Here is a 17305-nt window from a genome sequence, read left to right as displayed (position 1 = left end):
ATGGACAGAACGGGAAGATCCCCGACTTCTCTTCCCCGTGCTCTTCACCCCATCAGGTGACTCAACCCGCTGGTGGGCGGGCGATTCCCTTCGCATACGCGTAACGCACCGCCTGAGCGCGGTCCTTGAGGCCCGTCTTGGTGAAGATGTTGTTGATGTGCGTCTTCACGGTCGCCGTGGACACATGCAGCTTGCGGCCGATCTCCGTGTTGTTGAGGCCTTCCGAGATCAGCTCCAGCACCTCGATCTCCCGAGCGGTGAGCCCGTCGGGCGGCTCCGCCGGGGGTCTCGGCTGCGGCTCGGGCTCCGAGAGCCGCTCCAGCAGCCGCCGTTGAATGCTCGGCGACAGCCCGGCGGCACCGGACAGCACGCTCTGCACGGCCCGTACGATCTCGTCTCCTCCCGCGTCCTTGGTGAGATAGCCCCGCGCTCCCGCACGCAGCGCCGGGAACAGGGACTCGTCGTCCGCGAACGTCGTGAGCACCACGACCTGCGTCCCGGGGTGCTCCGCCCGGATGCGCCGGGTCGCCTCCACACCGTCGCAGCGGGGCATGCGCAGATCCATCAGCACCACGTCCGGGGCGAGTTCGGCGACGAGCCGCACCGCCTCCTCCCCGTCGCCCGCGGCTCCGACGACCTCGATCCCGGGCAGCAGTCCCAGCAGCATCACGATGCCCTCCCGGACCACGGTCTGATCGTCGGCGACCACCACCCGCGCGGGCCGTACCTCCTCGCCTTCGGTCATACGGGCACCTTCAGCGTCACCACGAACCCCTCCTCGTCCGGCCCGGCCGCCAGCGAGCCGCCCAGCAGCTCGGCCCGCTCGCGCATCCCCAGCAGACCGTACCCGGCGCCCGATGCGGTGAGCTCGCCCGGCGGGCCGCCCGAGTCCCGTACGTCCAGGGTCACTTGCTGCTCGCCGTAGTCGAGCAGCAGCCGCACCTTCGCCCCCGGGGCGTGCTTGCGTACGTTGGTCAGGGCCTCCTGAGCGACCCGGCGCACGGCCTGCGACGCCTCGACGGGCAGTGGCTTGCGCTCACCCGTAATGGTGACCTCGGCGCCGGTCGTCGTCCCGACGAGCTCGGCCAGGAAGTCCTCCAGCGGCGTCAGTTCGCCGCGCAGCGCGGAGAGCGCCTGCCGGGTCTCGTCGAGCCCGTCACGGGCCATGCCCCGTGCCGCCACCACCCGGTCCAGGATCTGTTCCCGGTCGGCGCCCCGCTCGATCAGCAGCCGGGCCGCCTCCAGGTGCACGAGCTGCGCCGAGAGGCTGTGGGCGAGCACATCGTGGATCTCCCGCGCGATTCGTGCCCGCTCCGCGAGCGCCGCCGACTCGGCCTCGGCGGCCCGGGCGGCCCGCTCCTGGACGAGCAGTCGCTGGGCATGGCCACGGGCCTCGGCGTCCAGGCGCAGGGTGTAGCCGGCGAGGGCCAGTCCGGCAGTGGTCACGGCGGTGGTCAGCCATACGTCGTTGTTCATCGCGGCGTAGGCCGCCAGGGAGACGGAGGTCACCGGTACCGCGGCGGCCAGGGGAAGCCGCTCCAGAGCGGCGATGGCACAGCCGCACCAGATGACGAGGGACACCGTCGTGAAGCTCGCGGCCTGTCCCGCGACCGCGATCCCCACGAGCACGGCGATCAGCGCGATCGACGGCAGGAGCCGGTGCGCGAGCGTCGCGCGCCAGAAGGCCCATGCGGCGACGGCGGTCGCCAGGACCCCCGCCACGGCTCCTGCCACGGCCCAGCCGTGCACACGGGTGCTGTTGTAGGCGCCCCACAGCAGCATCCCGATGACCAGCGCACGCACGCTCCAGCCGAGCATCCTCCGGGGCCGCGAGGCTCCCTCACGGCCCAGCGCCTCCCGGGAGGGCCAGCGCGCCCAGGGGTTGTCCGTCACACACGCTCCTTCCGCGCGGACCAGGCCGTGGAGTCACCGTACGCCGGGGTCGGGCCCGTGCCTGGAGCGATGGACCGGGACCGCCACAGCAGGATCCCGGAGCGGACCAGGAGGGTGCCTGCGAGGGCGAGGAGCAGAGCGGAGCTGTCCTGGTGCACGCCGATGGCGGTGCCGAGCCCGAAGAGACCGACGCGCAGGGCGATACCGACGATCCAGACGGTCACGCTCGCCTTGGTGCTCCTGCTCCACACGGTGCCGTCCGGCTCCGCCCATATGCGGGTGGTCCACGCCCAGCCGGCTCCGGTGGCAAGGCCGATGAGCAGCTCGGCACCGAGCAGGAGGACGGACCCCGTGCGGTGACGGGCGTCGACGATGCCGGGCTCGCGCAGCGCGACGACGGCCAGGACGGCGGGCACGAGCCACCAGCGCCGGCCCGTGCCCATCTGCTGCGTGCGGAACTGTCGTACGACCACCAGGACGACGACGGCCGCGATCGCCAGCGCGTTGACAAGCCCGGACATCAGAGCCTCCGTGAGCGAAGAAGGGGGTGCGGCAGCGGGTGCTGTCGACGTCTTCGACGCTACGGAAATTCACAGGTGGGCAGATCGGAGCCAGGGTGGAACACGGGTGGATCCGGGCACGGCCGCCGGCTCCACCCAGGGGTGGAGAGGGCCGGTCGGCCGACGCGGAGGCGGGCGGGTGCGGAAGCAGGCGGATGCGCCGGGCTCGGGCAGGGAGACCCGCGGGCGGAGGATCAGCCTCCGGCCCGCGCCCGGCGTGGCGCCTACGCGTCGATGCGGGAGCGGTCCAGCGTCGCCGCCGAGCTGGAGATGAACTCCTTGCGGGGAGCCACGTCGTTGCCCATCAGCAGATCGAAGACCGTCTCGGCGGAGTCCAGGTCGGAGAGGTTGATCCGGCGCAGGGTGCGGTGGCGCGGGTCCATGGTCGTCTCGGCCAGCTGGTCGGCGTCCATCTCGCCGAGGCCCTTGTAGCGCTGGATGGAGTCCTTGTACCGGACGCCCTGGCTCTGGAGCTCGAGGAGCTTGTCCCGCAGTTCTCGGTCGGAGTACGTGTAGACGTACTTGTCCTGGCCCTTCTTCGGCTGGACGATCTCGATCCGGTGCAGCGGCGGCACCGCGGCGAAGACCCGGCCCGCCTCGACCATGGGCCGCATGTAGCGGTGGAAGAGCGTCAGCAGCAGGGTCCGGATGTGGGAACCGTCGACGTCGGCGTCGGTCATCATGATGATCTTGCCGTAGCGGGCCGCGTCGATGTCGAAGGTCCGGCCCGAGCCGGCTCCTATGACCTGGATGATCGCGCCGCACTCGGCGTTCTTCAGCATGTCGGTCACGGACGACTTCTGGACGTTGAGGATCTTGCCGCGGATGGGCAGCAGCGCCTGGAACTCGGAGTTCCGGGCGAGCTTGGCGGTGCCGAGCGCGGAGTCGCCCTCGACGATGAAGAGCTCGCTGCGGTCGACGTCGTCGCTGCGGCAGTCGGCGAGCTTCGCGGGCAGCGACGAGGATTCCAGCGCCGTCTTCCGGCGCTGTGCGTCCTTGTGCTGGCGGGCCGCGATACGCGTACGGGCGGCGGCGACCGCCTTCTCCATGACCACGCGGGCCTGGGCCGCGGCGTCCCGCTTGGTGGAGGTCAAAAACGCCTTGAGCTCCCTGGAGATCACGGTGTTCACGATCCGGCGGGCGGCCGAGGTGCCGAGGACCTCCTTGGTCTGGCCCTCGAACTGGGGCTCGGACAACCGGACGGTGACGACGGCGGTCAGGCCCTCCAGGGCATCGTCCTTGACGATGTCGTCCTCGGCGACGCGCAGCAGCTTCTTGGCGCGCAGCACCTCGTTGAGCGTGCTGGTGACCGCGGTCTCGAAGCCCGCGACATGGGTGCCGCCCTTGGGGGTGGCGATGATGTTCACGAAGGACTTCAGGGTCGTGTCGTAGCCCGTGCCCCATCGCATCGCGACGTCGACGTCGAGCTCACGGGTGACCTGGGTGGGGGTCATCTGACCGTGCTCGTCCAGGACCGGCACCGTCTCCTTGAAGGTGCCCTGGCCGGAGAAGCGGAGGACGTCGTTGACCGGCTTGTCGGCGGCCAGGTACTCGCAGAACTCGCTGATGCCGCCGTCGAAGCGGAAGGACTCCTCCCCCTTGCTGCCGCCCTCGCCGAGACCGAACTCGTCACGGACGACGATGGTCAGGCCGGGCACCAGGAAGGCGGTCTGGCGGGCGCGCTGGTGCAGGTTCTCCAGCGAGAGCTTCGCGTCCTTGAGGAAGATCTGGCGGTCGGCCCAGTAGCGCACGCGCGTGCCGCTGCGGGTCCTGGGGATCTTCTTGGTCTTGCGCAGCCCGCTGCTGGCGTCGAACTTGGCGTCCGCGCCGTTCCCGGCGAAGGCGCCCGGCACACCGCGGCGGAAGCTGATGGCGTGGGTATGGCCACCGCGGTCGACCTCGACGTCCAGGCGGGCCGACAGGGCGTTCACCACGGAGGCGCCGACGCCGTGCAGACCGCCGGAGGCGGCGTAGGAGCCGCCTCCGAACTTGCCGCCGGCGTGCAGCTTGGTCATGACGACCTCGACGCCGGACAGGCCCGTCTTGGGCTCGACGTCGACCGGGATGCCCCGGCCGTTGTCCCGGACCTCCACGGAACCGTCGTCGTGGAGGATCACCTCGATGTGGTCGCAGTAGTTCCCGAGAGCCTCGTCGACGGAGTTGTCGATGATCTCCCACAGGCAGTGCATCAGACCGCGGCTGTCGGTCGACCCGATGTACATGCCCGGGCGCTTGCGCACGGCCTCAAGCCCTTCGAGGACGAGCAGGTGCCGCGCGGTGTAGTTGGAACCGTCCCGGTCTGCTCCTGCCAGCAGCGCTGTGGACGGCACGGACGTCTCGGCGGTCACGCGGTTCGCTCCTCGCTGAATTTCAGGTGAGGCCCTTCTGGGTAAGGGCGCGGCTTCGGTTGCCGTAGAGAGGGTACCGAGGCCTGGTAGAGCCGTTGTAACGCCACCCTCGTCTGAACTCAGACTAGTCCAGAGTCGCATACGCGTTCGATCCCTCGTTGGAGTGAAGTACATATCACGTTCCCTTCGAGGCATGAACCATTTAGGCTCCGGGCACGTCCTCATGAACAACCGGCAAGCCAGCCGGGAGGACGGACATTGACAGCCAGAGCGAACCCGTAAGACACAAAGACACGCAATACGGCACATTCGCCGCCAACCGGCAACAGACAGCCGGCCTCGAAAGATTTTTTCGAGGGAAAGCCCCGGGCGGGAACGTTTTGGGGCTGGTTGGATGTTGACCCTGGTACGACAGCTCGTCGAGCTAGAGAAGAGGCGACGTGACTACTGTTCTGACCCCCGCGAGCCCGCTGACGGCCGCCGATCGCTGCGACCGTTGCGGCGCGCAGGCCTACGTTCGCGTTGTCCTGCTCAGCGGCGGAGAACTGCTCTTCTGCGCCCACCACGGCCGCAAGTTCGAGCCGGAACTCAAGAAGATCGCCGCTGAGATACAGGACGAGACGGAGCGGCTGACGGCCGCTCCCGCGTCCGCATCCGAAGAAGAGCGCTGACACTTCGCGTCAACGACGAGCCAGCTCCGGCACAGGCCGGTGTACGGGCGGCGCGGCCCCTGCTTCAGGGACCGCGCCGCCCGCGCTCGTACGGAGACCTCGTCCGCGGCTCCGTCAGCGCCCCTGCCGGGCGCCTCTCACGGCGCCGTCGGCACCCGACAGCCGTAGCACCTTCGACACGCGCGCGTAGACGCCGGGATCGCCCGCCCGACCGCAGCCGCTCCCCCAGGACACGAGCCCGATCAGCTTCCCCTGGGCGACGAGGGGCCCGCCGCTGTCCCCCTGACAGGCGTCCCGGCCGCCTTCCGCCTCCCCCGCGCACAGCATGCTGTCGGCCGCGTAGGTGCCGTCCGCGCTCCCCGGATACGCCCTCGCGCACTGGGCGTCGGGCAGTACGTGCACACGGGCGGCGCGCAGGCTGTGCGCGTAGTCGCCGCCACCCGTGACATCACCCCATCCGTAGACCGTGGCGCTCATGCCCGGCTCGTAGGCGGGATCACCCGCGGCCGCCATCGTGATGACGGAACTCTGGGGCAGCGGCTCGGCGAGAGTGAGCACGGCGAAGTCCCCCGCGTTGCTGTAGCTGTCGTAGCCGGGGTTCACCCGGACTCGGCGGACCCGGATCTCCCGGCCCTCGGGCGTGAGCAGGTCCGTACGGCCCGCGATGACCTTGAGGTCGCGCACCCGGTCGGGCGGACCGCCCAGAACCGTCTCACCCATGCAGTGCGCCGCGGTGAGCACGGTCGTACGGCCCACCACCACACCTCCGCAGAACTGTCCCGCGCGCGTACCTCCGAACCGGTCACGGCTGGACAGCGCGACCGTCCACGGGCTCTGGGAGATGTCGACCGGGAAACCGCCCACGACGACGTCGGCGGGCGCGGGTACGGCGGACAGCAGCGGTATGACGGTCGCCACGGCCGCCAGGACAAGCGGCCGGGCCAGCGCCCGGGAAACGGGACGGCGCATTCGGGTTCCTCACTCTCGGATGATCTTTGGAAACCCAGAGTGATTCAGCACACGGCACCCCGCACCCGCGCGGCAACGACAAGGCCCGGCTCCCCAGGGGGAACCGGGCCTTGAAGGTCGTAGGACCGCGGCCTAGTCGAGGTAGTCGCGCAGTACCTGAGAACGCGACGGGTGGCGCAGCTTCGACATGGTCTTGGACTCGATCTGGCGGATGCGCTCGCGCGTGACGCCGTAGACCTTGCCGATCTCGTCGAGGGTCTTCGGCTGACCGTCGGTGAGACCGAAGCGCATCGAGACGACGCCCGCCTCGCGCTCGGACAGGGTGTCGAGAACGGAGTGCAGCTGCTCCTGCAGGAGCGTGAAGCTGACCGCGTCGGCCGGGACGACCGCCTCGGAGTCCTCGATGAGGTCGCCGAACTCGCTGTCGCCGTCCTCGCCCAGCGGGGTGTGCAGGGAGATGGGCTCGCGGCCGTACTTCTGGACCTCGATGACCTTCTCCGGGGTCATGTCGAGCTCCTTGGCCAGCTCCTCCGGGGTGGGCTCGCGGCCCAGGTCCTGGAGCATCTGGCGCTGCACGCGGGCGAGCTTGTTGATGACCTCGACCATGTGCACCGGGATACGGATGGTGCGGGCCTGGTCGGCCATGGCGCGGGTGATCGCCTGACGGATCCACCAGGTGGCGTACGTGGAGAACTTGTAGCCCTTGGTGTAGTCGAACTTCTCGACGGCACGGATCAGACCGAGGTTGCCCTCCTGGATGAGGTCCAGGAAGAGCATGCCGCGGCCGGTGTAGCGCTTGGCCAGGGAGACCACCAGACGGAGGTTGGCCTCCAGAAGGTGGTTCTTGGCGCGGCGGCCGTCCTCGGCGATGATCTCCAGCTCGCGCTTGAGCTTGGGGGCCAGCTTGTCGGCGTTGGACAGCTTGTCCTCGGCGAACAGGCCCGCCTCGATGCGCTTGGCGAGCTCGACCTCCTGCTCGGCGTTGAGCAGGGGGACCTTGCCGATCTGCTTGAGATAGTCCTTGACCGGGTCGGCGGTGGCGCCGGCCGCGGCGACCTGCTGCGCGGGCGCGTCGTCCTCGTCCTCGTCGGAGAGTACGAACCCGGCGCTCTCGGTGCCCTCGGGCTCCTCGCCGGCCTTGGGGGCGTCTTCGAGGACCTCTTCCTCGAGGATCTCGGCGTCGTCCTTCTTGGCGCTGGTCTTCTTGGCCGCCGTCGCCTTCTTGGCGACGGTCTTCTTCGCGGCCGGCGCCGCCTTCTTGGCGACGGCCTTCTTGGCGGCGACCCCGGTGGCGTCGTCCTCGACCGGCGCCTCAGGGGCGGGAGCCGCAGCGGGGGCGGTGGCGGTGGCCTTCTTGGTGGTCACCGTCTTCGCCGCGACCGTCTTGGTGGCGGTGCGCTTGGCCGGACTCTTCGCTGCGACGCTCTTTCGGGTGCGCTTGGGCTCCGCGGCACTGACCATCAGCGTCACACCCTCTTCCTCGAGGATCTGGTTGAGGCTGCGCAGTACGTTCTTCCACTGAGTGGCCGGAATCTGGTCAGCTTCGAAGGCCCGACGCACATCGTCGCCGGCGATCTGCCCCTCGGCCTTTCCCCGCTCGATGAGAGCCATGACAGAGACGGACTCGGCGATCTCCGGCGGGAGCGTACGGGATGTGCTGGCCGACACGAACAACCTCTCGGAACGTTGGAAAACGGCTTCCGGCCCCGTCCGGGACGGACAGGAGCCGACCGCCGGCTTGGGGATTGGGCCGACGGCGCGGGCGGGGGCCGGGAAGATGCACAGCGCCATCAACGGCGTCCGTATTCCCTCCTCGGCTGTCACCTCTTAGGTCATCGCGCTGTTCCCACGAGCGTTACGCCCAATCTGCGTGGCCCGAGTCACACCCCGTAAGCATTCAAAAACGGTCAGACAGGGTCAGAGACGGCCACCCATCTCTCCTACCCGGGCTCATCCCAGGAAACACACGGCCCGTCGCACCGTCGGACCCCGCAGGATCGCCGGGATCCTGCGGGGTCCGACGGCAGACGGTTCGCCGACCGGGGGGTGCCCCAGGAGGGGGAGGCGGTCCCGGCCGCGCCGCCCGCGGTCCCGGCTCAGTGCTCGCGTGGCGCGGGCACCACGCGCTCCACCTCGGGGTGGACGGTGAGCAGTTGGCGCATGGCCGCCTCGGCCGCCGAACCGTCCCCCGCGGCGAGCGCGTCGACGATCCTGCCGTGGTGCGCGAGCGACACCTCGTTCGGCCGGTCACAGCCCGTCACCGGGCCGCCGGAGACGTGGAGGGCGGCCGACACGATCCCGGAGAGGTGCTCCAGCATGCGGTTGCCCGCGACCTGGATGAGCAGGGAGTGGAACTCGGCGTCGGCGCGGGAGAAGGTGAGCGCGTCGCCCTGCCCCATGGCGTGACCCATGATCTCGACCATGTCGGCGAGCCGCTGCTGCACGTCCTCGCGCCCGTGCCCGGCGGCGAGACGGGCGGCCAGCGGCTCGATGGTCCAGCGCAGCTCGCTCAGCTCGCGGCGCTGGTCGTCCCGCTGGGGGCCGAAGGCCCGCCACTCGATGATGTCCGGGTCGAGGAGGTTCCAGTCGCTCACGGGACGCACGCGCGTGCCCACGTTCGGGCGGGCGCTGACCAGGCCCTTGGCCTCCAGGACGCGGAGCGACTCGCGGACCACGGTGCGGGAGACCTCGAAACGCTGGCCGATCTCCTCGGGCACCAGCGGACGGTCGGCGCCCAGGTCCCCGGAGACGATCATCTGGCCCAGCTGCTGGACGAGTTGGCCGTGCAGCCCGCGTCCGCGGCTGCCCGCGGCGCGCCGGCCGACGCGGCCCAGCTCCGGGTCCGCGCTCTCCCAGGCGGGGACTCCCACGCGACCGGGGACGGCGGCCTCGGCGTAGGGGTAGCGGTCGAGTTCGCCCGGGCCGGCGAGACCGGAGTCTGCGGAGCGGGCGGCGGTCATCATGGTGTGCGCAAGGGTACTCACGGATCCTTTGTCGGCGTCGTCCTCAACTGCCTTGAGGTCTTTGGTGAAAAGCACACGAAAGGGTGATCGCTCACCCCGTCGCAATTGACGCCTTATCGGAAAGAAATGGGCTTTCCCCGGGGAGTTGTGCGCAGGCCGTGACGAAAGGTCAGAGACGGTCGTCATCTGACCCTGCCGCGCAAGGTCGTGAGCAGATACGCGCAGAGCAGAGCGGTCAGCGACAACGCCAGTGCCCCGCCCACGGGTTGGACGATCACCCGCGCCACCCCGGACAGATAGCGCTCTCCCCCGAAGGGCAGCCGCAGCAGGAGCGTCTCGCGCAGCCGAAGCGGCAATCCGGCCGCGGTCCGCACGGACGATCCCGTCAAGGCCTTCTGTACGAGGGGCACGACGACGACCGGAACGGCCAGCACGGCCGCGAGTCCCGCCGTGGTGGACCTGAAGACACCGGCGGCCAGCACCCCGGCCCAGGCACATCCGACGACGAGCCCGATCCAACTCGCGCCCAGCGAGAGCCAGTCGGCGGGAACTTGTGAGAGCTCCCGTCCGTAGAGGAGATAGAGCACTTCGGCGTCGCAGCCCACGGCGAGGAAGGCCAGCATCAGCGCGGTGGCCGCGGCGACCACGAGTTTCGCGGCGAGCAGCCCCAGCCGGCGGGGCACGGTGCCGCGGTCCGCCGCCAGCGCGGGGTGGCGGAACTCGTCACCGAAGGCCAGCGCCCCCAGCAGCCCCGCGCCCAGCGCCGCGGGCGGCAGGGGCAGCTCTCGCGGCCAGGCGGCCAGCAGCCGTGACTGCGGAGTGTGCCCGATCCGCGCCAGCAGCACGGCGGTCACGGCGGACACCAGCAGCACGGCGGCCGCGGTGAGGAAGCCGGTACCGATCCCGGCGGCACGGCGGATCTCGTAGCGCAGGGGGCGAAGGGGGCTGGGGGCGGGGCGGACGGAGATGGGGGGTGGGAGTGGGGAGAGGGCGTCGAAAGGTGCGCCCGCAGGCGCCTCGGAGGGTGGTCCGACGGCAGCCTGAAGCGATACGTCACCGGGCGCCCCGGGGCGCGGTTCCGTACCGGGCTCGGGGTTCTGGGCCACGGTGAGTCGCGTCTCGATCGCCTGCGGCGCGTCGGGCACTTCAGAGGGGCCGACGGGAGCCGGTTCCGCTCCCGGCCCCATGTCCCCGGTCTCGTCAGCGAGTTGGTGTACGAGGATGCCGTGCCGGAACGCGGCCTCGCCGACGTCGGCGCAGGTACTGCCGTACACGGAAAGGCGGTTGCCGCTCTCGCGGACGACCTCGACCGAGCGGCGTGCGGTGCGGGCCTCCTTGGTCAGGAGGGCGGCGAGTCGTGCGGCGTGCGGGCTGCGGACGGCCACTCGGGGGCGGAGCCGGGTGCGGGCGAATTCGGCGGCGTCCTGGTCGGCTACGAGTCTGCCCCGGTCCAGGGTGACGACCCGATCGGCGCTGCGGGCGGCCTCCTTGGGATCGGCGGTGGTGAGCAGGACGGTGCCGCCCTGGGTGGCGTGGGCACGCAGGGTGCTGTGCAGCCAGTGGGTCTCCCGGGTGGAGAGGCCTTCGGCCGGTTCGTCGAGGACGAGCGTGTGCGGGTCGGGCAGGAGGGCACAGGCCAGGCCGAGGCGGCGGTCCATGCCGCGGGAGAGAGTGCTGAGGCGCTCGTCGCGCAGGCTGACGAGGCCGACGACTTCGAGGACTTCGTCGGCGCGACGGACCGGGACGCCCGCGGCGGCGCACAGCATGTGCAGGTGACCGCGGACGGTGCGGGCCGGATGGCCCGGTACGTCGCCCAGGAGTACGCCGACCTCACGCGAGGGGTGGGCGATGCGGTGCAGGGGGCGGCCCCTGAAGTAGGCGATGCCACGGCCTTGTTGGAGCTGGAGCATGAGTCTGAGCGCGGTCGTCTTGCCTGCTCCCGGTGTGCCGAGGAGCGCGGTGACGCGGCCCGCGCGCGCTTCGAAGGAGACGTCGTCGACGGCGGGCGGAAGGTCCTTGCGGGGGTTGCTGGTCAGTCCGAAGGCCTGGATCACCTACAGCAAGATAGCGTGCTATTTCCGGTTTTTCGGGCATCGCCCGGTCCGTGGAAGCAGCGCGGCAGGAGCGCGCCGCGCGGGCTCCGCCGTCACACTTCGGGGCGCAGCATCGGGGGGTTGAGCAGTGTGGCACCGCCGGCCCGGAACAGCTGGGCCGGGCGGCCGCCCTGGCGGGTGGTGGTGCCGCCTGTGGGCACGAGGAACCCCGGGGTGCCGGTCACCTTGCGGTGGAAGTTGCGCGGGTCGAGCGCCACACCCCACACCGCTTCGTAGACCCGGCGCAGCTCGCCGACGGTGAACTCGGTGGGGCAGAACGCCGTGGCCAGCGACGAGTACTCGATCTTGGAGCGGGCACGCTCCACGCCGTCGGACAGGATCTGGGCGTGGTCGAAGGCGAGGGGTGCCTCGGGCTCGCCGTCACGGCCGTAGCCGCCCTGCTGCAGCAGCTCGTCGACGGGGGCCCACCGTGCGTTGCTGGCGTCACCGCCCGCTCGGGGTGCGGGCAGGTCGGGCGCGAGGGCGAGATGGGCCACGCTGACCACCCGCATCCGCGGGTCGCGCTTGGGGTCGCCGTAGGTCGCGAGCTGTTCGAGGTGGGCGCCGTTGTCCTGGGCGGGGACGGACGGATCATGGGCGCGCAGCCCGGTCTCCTCCGCCAGTTCCCGTGCCGCCGCCTGCGCCAGGTCCTCGTCGGCCCGTACGAATCCGCCCGGTAGCGCCCAGCGTCCTTGAAAGGGCGGTTCACCCCTGCGTACCGCCAGCGCGCACAGGGCATGGCGGCGCACGGTCAGCACGACCAGGTCCACGGTGACGGCGAAGGGCGGAAAGGCTGACGGGTCGTAGGGCATGCGGCGATCATAGTCGTCTGCCTGACGATAAACACTCCCTTCGCCGAGCGCTTCGGCCGCTGATCCACTTCGGTCCGGTATGGGCCCGCCCTCTGCTCCCCGTGGTGGCACGGTAGCGCGTCGTCCGAGGTCACACTCCCAGTTGCAGCCCGTCGGCCGCCTCCTCGACCATGGCGAGCCCGAGCCGGCTCACCCGTACGGAAAAGGGTGCGCCGGCGACCCGGAGTCCGGTCAGGACGATCTCTCCGAGGGGCGCACTGTGCACCGGTCGCAGCGTGACCGTGCCGGCCGGAGCGTCGGGGCGGATTCCCGCGAGCGTGGTCAGCAGGAGCACACCGGCCGCCGCCGCGGTGGCCGCCGGACGGCATGCGGCCGGGTGCGGGAGGGGAGCGCTCCCCTCGGTCCGCCGCTCCCCCGCGTACATCTCGGGGAGCCGGTGGCCGAAGGCTTCGGACGCCGCGAGCACTCCGCGCAGCAGGGAGTTCGCCGCCTTTTCGTAGCCTGCTCCGGCCAGGCCCGCGACGGCCACGGCCGTCTCATGGACCCGTACCGCGCCGCTCCGGTGACCGAACGGGTTGTGTCCTGCCTCCTTCACCGCCAGTGAGCGCAGCCCCCAGCCCGAGTCCATGGCCGGGGCGCCGAGCAGTCGCGCCAGTTGTTCGGTCTGCACCTTGTCGAGCAGGCCGACGGCCGGTCGGCCCCCGCCCAGCAGGCCGGTGTCGAGGAGATGGACGGCGGCGGCGCCCAGGTGCGGTACTCGGCCTCCGTCGGGGGTGCGGGCGGCCGCCGGTCGCCCGCCACCCAGATCGTCGATCCAGAACTCCTCACGAAACGCCCTCCGCAACACCTGAGCCCACTCCCGCAACTCGGCCCCACCGGGCCGGCCGTGGGCATCGAGCAGATCGGCACCGAGAAGTGCCGCGCGGTGGGCATGGGCCTGCGTCTCGCAGCGGACGGGGCCCCCGGGGCGGGGATCGCAGAGGTAGGTGCACTCAGCCACGGCCGTCCGCAGCCAGGTCAGACAGCGTTCGGCGGCGGGCAGCAGTTCCTCCGTCTCCTGCTCGGGAAGCCCCCAGCGGCGGGCCTCGGCCAGCAGCACGGGAAAGAGGAGCGTGGCCTCCGTGCCCGTGCAACCCGGCGGCAAGTGGGTGCCCGCGTCCCGTCGGGGCCCCGGGATCATGCCGGCCTGCGCTCCCGTGCCCGGGAGTTGGGTGCGGGCGAGGGCGCGCAGAGTGCCGACGGCCAGCCGGGTGCCGAGGGCCAGCGTCATCCGGGCCGCGGCCAGAGCCTCCGCGGGGGCCGGTCCGCAGCGCCAGGGCGCTCCGGCGGCGAGATAGGTGTCGGACGGATGTGCGGGGTCGCGCAACAGGAGAGCCCGAAGGTCGTCGACGCTCGTCCTCAGGAGCGGCTGGACCCTGGGATCGTCGCCGGACGCGGATACGTCGGCGAGAGGGCTCGCAGCCGAACGGCCCGCTGCCCGAAAAGGGCCTGCTCCGTCCGGCCGGACCCGCAGCTCCACACTCCTGCTGCCGCCGGGAGGCAGCTCCAGTTCCCAGCGCAACAGGCCGGCCGAGGCCAGTGCGTCGGCGGGCGGCGGATCCGCCGTCACCGAGGAGGTCGCGGTGGCGCAGGACCAACGCAGGCCCGAGTCGTGGACGGTGGCGGGCAGTTCGGGTCCGCCCATGCCGGACGCGATGGCGCCCAGTTCCGCCAGGTCCGTCCCGAGGGCGACCTCGACCGGGATGCGCAACGGGCGCAAGGCCGCGCTGCGGAGGGTGATCCGCTCGGTGCCGTCCGCATGCCGGACACGTTCGACCATCACGTCCGGGTCCGGGCCGGAGTTCGAGGAGACGCGCAGTGTGCCCACGAAGCGGGCCTGATCGGCCGCGGTCATCCTGGCCTGGACGGCGAGCGGTTCGCGTCCGGCCACACGGACCTGGCAGCGGGCGAGGAGGCGTCGACCCGCGCGGTAGAACCCCTCCAGCCCCCGCCCGGTCAGCTGCCCCTGGTCCGTGGAGATGGCGAGGCCCGGCAGGGCCACGCAGATCATGGCGGTGTGGGTGGAGGGCAATCCGGTGGGGCGGCGAGGAGGCGGGGGTGGGGACGAGGATGGGGATGAGGGCGGGGGTAGGGGGGAGAGTGAGGGCGGTGAGGGAGCGGCTCGGGGCATGGGTGAGGACGGGGGAATGGCGGCGGGTCGGGGCGTGAGGGTGGGGCCGGCTCGGCGTGCAGGGGCGGGTCGGGGCGTAGGGGCGGCTCCGGGAAGTGGCGAGGTCGGGCCGCCCGGCGATCGGATCGGTGCGCTGCTGGGTGATCTGTCCGGTGACCTGTTCTGCGGACTGTCCGGGGAGCGGCTCTGTGATGGGTTCTGTGAGCTGCCTGACGACCCGCTCAGTGAACCGACCGGTGGGCGGCTGTGCGGTGGGTTCCGTGAACCGCCCGGAGACCCGCCCGGAGACCCGCTCGGTGAACTGACCGGTGGGCGACTGTGCGGTGGGTTCCGTGAACCGCCCGGAGACCCGCTCAGTGAACTGACCGGTGAGCGGCTCTGCGATGGCTCCTGCGAACCGTCCGGTGCTGGGTTCTGTGATCGGCCCATTGATGGGCCCGGGGAAGGATTCGGTGCGGACAGGTCGGTGGCCGTCCAAGGACGCGGCTGGGATCGCCCGGCCCCGGTGCGGTCGTCGATGGCAGCGGGTGGCGTCGGCTGATGCATGCGGTGGCTTCTTCTGCGCTCTGTTCACCTCGGGCGTGTACGGCGCCGGGTGGGAGAATCCGGACAGGCGTGGACTGTGCGGCAGCACCGGCTCTTCAGCCGTTCCGCCACTCAGGTGAACGGAGCGGGGCTCCTCCGGGTCACGCCCTGGGACGACCGACACGGCCGAATGGCGGCGTCGGTCCCAGATCCCCATGTGCCGGGAGCAATCGCTCACGTCTCCCCCTCGCCACGACCGCCTCCCGGCTGCACGCCCCCGGGGCAGTTGTCACGACGACGATCCGGCCCCTGGCCGGGCGCACCAGGGCGCGTGCCACCCGTCTGAGTGATGCCGGGACGACCTCCTCCTCGTGTCGCCGGCGTCCGGGGCCGAGGGACGCTCGCCCCACTTCCTCGGACCGCAGCCTTCGCCGAGCGGCTGACGGCCGTACCGCCGGAGCGGGAACGGCGACGGACGCGCGGGGCGTCCTCGGGTGCCTGGGTGGATTCCATCCCTGCCGAGGTGGGTTCAAGTGCTGGACTGGGTTCCTTCGCTACCCGGCGAGATTCCATCGGTGCCCGCGGAACCTGGTTCGGTCCCGAAGTCAGGTCGCTGTCCTCGACCGCGGCTTCCCCCTTGCCCTCGTACTGCCGGGCCGGCGCCCCGTCACGGTCACGGCGTTCCGCGCGCAGGCAGCGGCGGATCGACTCCGGGTCCAAGCTCTCGTTGCACGCCTGGTGCAGCAGACGGGCGAAGAGATAGCCGGGGTCTGCGCCGAGGGCCATGGCGAGCGCTTCCCGGGCCTCCAGGTCGTCCCCGCTGGACCAGGCGACCCAGCCGGCCAGGGTCAGTGGCGCCGCCGCGTGTTCGCCGTAGGGGCCGACGCAGCGACGGGCGAGCGCCCGCCAGAGGCGCAGTGCCGGGGCGGCCTCGTCGCCCTCCATCCATTCCGCCGCGCGGTCGCGCGTGGCGCGGTCCTGCAGACCCAGGATCAGCGTGGCGGCCTCGTCGTGGGCGAGCAGTTCGTCGTCGCGCAGATCCGCGAGGAGCGCGCCGGACATCGGCGGTGCTTCCGCCAGGCGATGGATGACGCTCCGCGCCAGTTCGAGCGTCTCCTCGGCGACGCCCGCGCGGCTGGCGTCGTCGAGGATCCTGGGCACGAGGGCCGCGCTCGCCGCGTCCAGGGCGATCTCCTGGTCCAGGGCGGCCGCCGTCTCCCAGGGCTGCAGCCTGGCCCGCAGCTCACGGAGCGTGCCCCGCACCTGCAGGCCGGCGTAAGTGGCCGCGGCGGCCAGTACCGACGTACCGGGCAAACCCATCCGCAGGCCTTCGGGCGGACAGCAGATCTCGTTGCTGCAGCAGTACGACCAGAAGCGGCCGTCCGAGATGCAGAGGGCCTCGATCACCGGGACATCGAGCCGACCGCACTCGACACGGAGCTTCTGGGCCAGTGGCCGCAGCCGCTCCATGACCTGCCGGCCCGACTCGCCCGGCGCCGGTTCCTGGCAGAGGTAGGCGACCATCTGTTCGGGTCGCGCTCCCCTGCGTTCGCTTCCCGTCACCAGGCCCTGCGCCAGCTGCCGTGCGACGCAGCCCCAGTCGTCCTCGCCGACGGGAATACCGAGCCGGGCCCGGCCGCCGAAGCGGCCCCGGCCGTCCCTGTCGTGCAGGGCGACCAGGACGATGCTGTCCTCGGGGCGGTATCCGAGCAGATAGGGCAGTGCGTCGGCCAGTTCGGCCGGGGTGCGCAGCGTGACCTGGTGCTCCGCGCCGTGCCTGTCGTAGGCGGTCGGGCCGGTGTGCGTCTCCGGTCCGAGGGGTCGGCCGTGGTCGTGTCCGTTGCGCGGGGTGTGCCAATCGCGCGGTACGTGAACGTCACGAGGAGCCTGACTGTCGTGAGAGGTGTCACTGTCGCGAGGGGTGTGACCGTCGCGCCCGACAGCCGGGCCGTTTTCGGAGGATCCAGTGGTTTCGCCGTGATTCGTCATGCGCAGACGATCTCGCGGATCCCGCGGGTCCGCTTTGCCCTGTGGATAAGTCGGACCAGGGACACGTCAAGCCTCATCGCTCGGTACCCCAACTCACCTATCAGCAAGGGGACTTGAATGACTCGCGTCGTCCCGCTGCAGTCATACCGGCTCGATTTCGCTGGAGGCGCCTCGGAAAGGTGTGCGGCGGTCGGACAGAGGCAGATGGAATCGGAACGCCGTCGAGGCTCCCGACGGCCCTGGAGTAGATCTTGCGGCCCGCCACCGCGGTCACCTCGGCCGAGAGATGCAGCGTGGTGCCGAGCGGCACCG

The 17305-nt window shown here is 71.1% G+C and carries 12 protein-coding genes and 1 pseudogene; 1 reads left to right on the top strand and 12 read right to left on the bottom strand.

The features are described from left to right. Positions 1 to 61 precede the first annotated feature (61 nt). From ABZT17_RS31660 to ABZT17_RS31645, 4 genes are all read right to left on the bottom strand, one after another. Positions 62 to 745 (bottom strand): response regulator transcription factor, encoded by a 684-nt coding sequence (locus ABZT17_RS31660; RefSeq protein ID WP_356353835.1) that lies wholly within the window; start codon positions 743 to 745, stop codon positions 62 to 64. Next, complete coding sequence (locus ABZT17_RS31655) at positions 742 to 1893, bottom strand: histidine kinase (RefSeq protein ID WP_356353833.1); 1152 nt, start codon at positions 1891 to 1893, stop codon at positions 742 to 744. The genes ABZT17_RS31660 and ABZT17_RS31655 overlap by 4 nt, the downstream gene beginning before the upstream one ends. Next, positions 1890 to 2414, bottom strand: coding sequence for a DUF1453 domain-containing protein (locus ABZT17_RS31650; RefSeq protein ID WP_356353831.1), 525 nt, complete (start codon positions 2412 to 2414; stop codon positions 1890 to 1892). Before ABZT17_RS31650 ends, ABZT17_RS31655 begins: the two co-directional genes overlap by 4 nt. A 263-nt stretch (positions 2415 to 2677) precedes the next feature. Then, positions 2678 to 4801 carry a DNA topoisomerase IV subunit B gene (locus ABZT17_RS31645; RefSeq protein WP_356353829.1) on the bottom strand — a complete coding sequence of 708 codons (2124 nt, stop codon included), beginning with the start codon at positions 4799 to 4801 and terminating at the stop codon, positions 2678 to 2680. 440 nt (positions 4802 to 5241) lie between these two features. On the opposite strand from ABZT17_RS31645, the gene ABZT17_RS31640 reads away from it, so the two are divergent. Beyond that, positions 5242 to 5472, top strand: coding sequence for a hypothetical protein (locus tag ABZT17_RS31640; RefSeq protein WP_053749190.1), 231 nt, complete (start codon positions 5242 to 5244; stop codon positions 5470 to 5472). A gap of 114 nt (positions 5473 to 5586) precedes the next feature. On the opposite strand, the gene ABZT17_RS31635 is transcribed toward ABZT17_RS31640, so the two are convergent. From ABZT17_RS31635 to ABZT17_RS31600, 8 genes and pseudogenes are all read right to left on the bottom strand, one after another. Next, complete coding sequence (locus tag ABZT17_RS31635) at positions 5587 to 6441, bottom strand: serine protease (RefSeq protein ID WP_356353827.1); 855 nt, start codon at positions 6439 to 6441, stop codon at positions 5587 to 5589. A gap of 132 nt (positions 6442 to 6573) precedes the next feature. Beyond that, positions 6574 to 8109, bottom strand: coding sequence for an RNA polymerase sigma factor (locus ABZT17_RS31630; protein WP_356353825.1), 1536 nt, complete (start codon positions 8107 to 8109; stop codon positions 6574 to 6576). Between the two features lie 428 nt (positions 8110 to 8537). Further along, positions 8538 to 9425, bottom strand: a complete 888-nt coding sequence (locus ABZT17_RS31625; RefSeq protein WP_356353823.1) for a FadR/GntR family transcriptional regulator — start codon at positions 9423 to 9425, stop codon at positions 8538 to 8540. Between the two features lie 161 nt (positions 9426 to 9586). Continuing rightward, positions 9587 to 11458 (bottom strand): ATP-binding cassette domain-containing protein, encoded by a 1872-nt coding sequence (locus ABZT17_RS31620; RefSeq protein WP_356353821.1) that lies wholly within the window; start codon positions 11456 to 11458, stop codon positions 9587 to 9589. Between the two features lie 92 nt (positions 11459 to 11550). Beyond that, positions 11551 to 12309, bottom strand: a complete 759-nt coding sequence (locus ABZT17_RS31615; RefSeq protein ID WP_356353820.1) for an NUDIX hydrolase — start codon at positions 12307 to 12309, stop codon at positions 11551 to 11553. Positions 12310 to 12439: 130 nt separating this feature from the next. Then, positions 12440 to 14359 (bottom strand): glycogen debranching N-terminal domain-containing protein, encoded by a 1920-nt coding sequence (locus ABZT17_RS31610; RefSeq protein ID WP_356353818.1) that lies wholly within the window; start codon positions 14357 to 14359, stop codon positions 12440 to 12442. A gap of 879 nt (positions 14360 to 15238) precedes the next feature. Further along, positions 15239 to 16993 (bottom strand): DUF4192 family protein, encoded by a 1755-nt coding sequence (locus ABZT17_RS31605; protein WP_356353816.1) that lies wholly within the window; start codon positions 16991 to 16993, stop codon positions 15239 to 15241. Positions 16994 to 17210: 217 nt separating this feature from the next. Next, positions 17211 to 17305, bottom strand: a pseudogene (locus tag ABZT17_RS31600) (PaaI family thioesterase); the annotation flags it as partial.

This window comes from Streptomyces sp. NPDC005648 (genome assembly GCF_040605395.1).
Taxonomy (GTDB): Bacteria; Actinomycetota; Actinomycetes; order Streptomycetales; family Streptomycetaceae; genus Streptomyces.
This window is presented reverse-complemented; position numbering and strand designations above follow the sequence as displayed.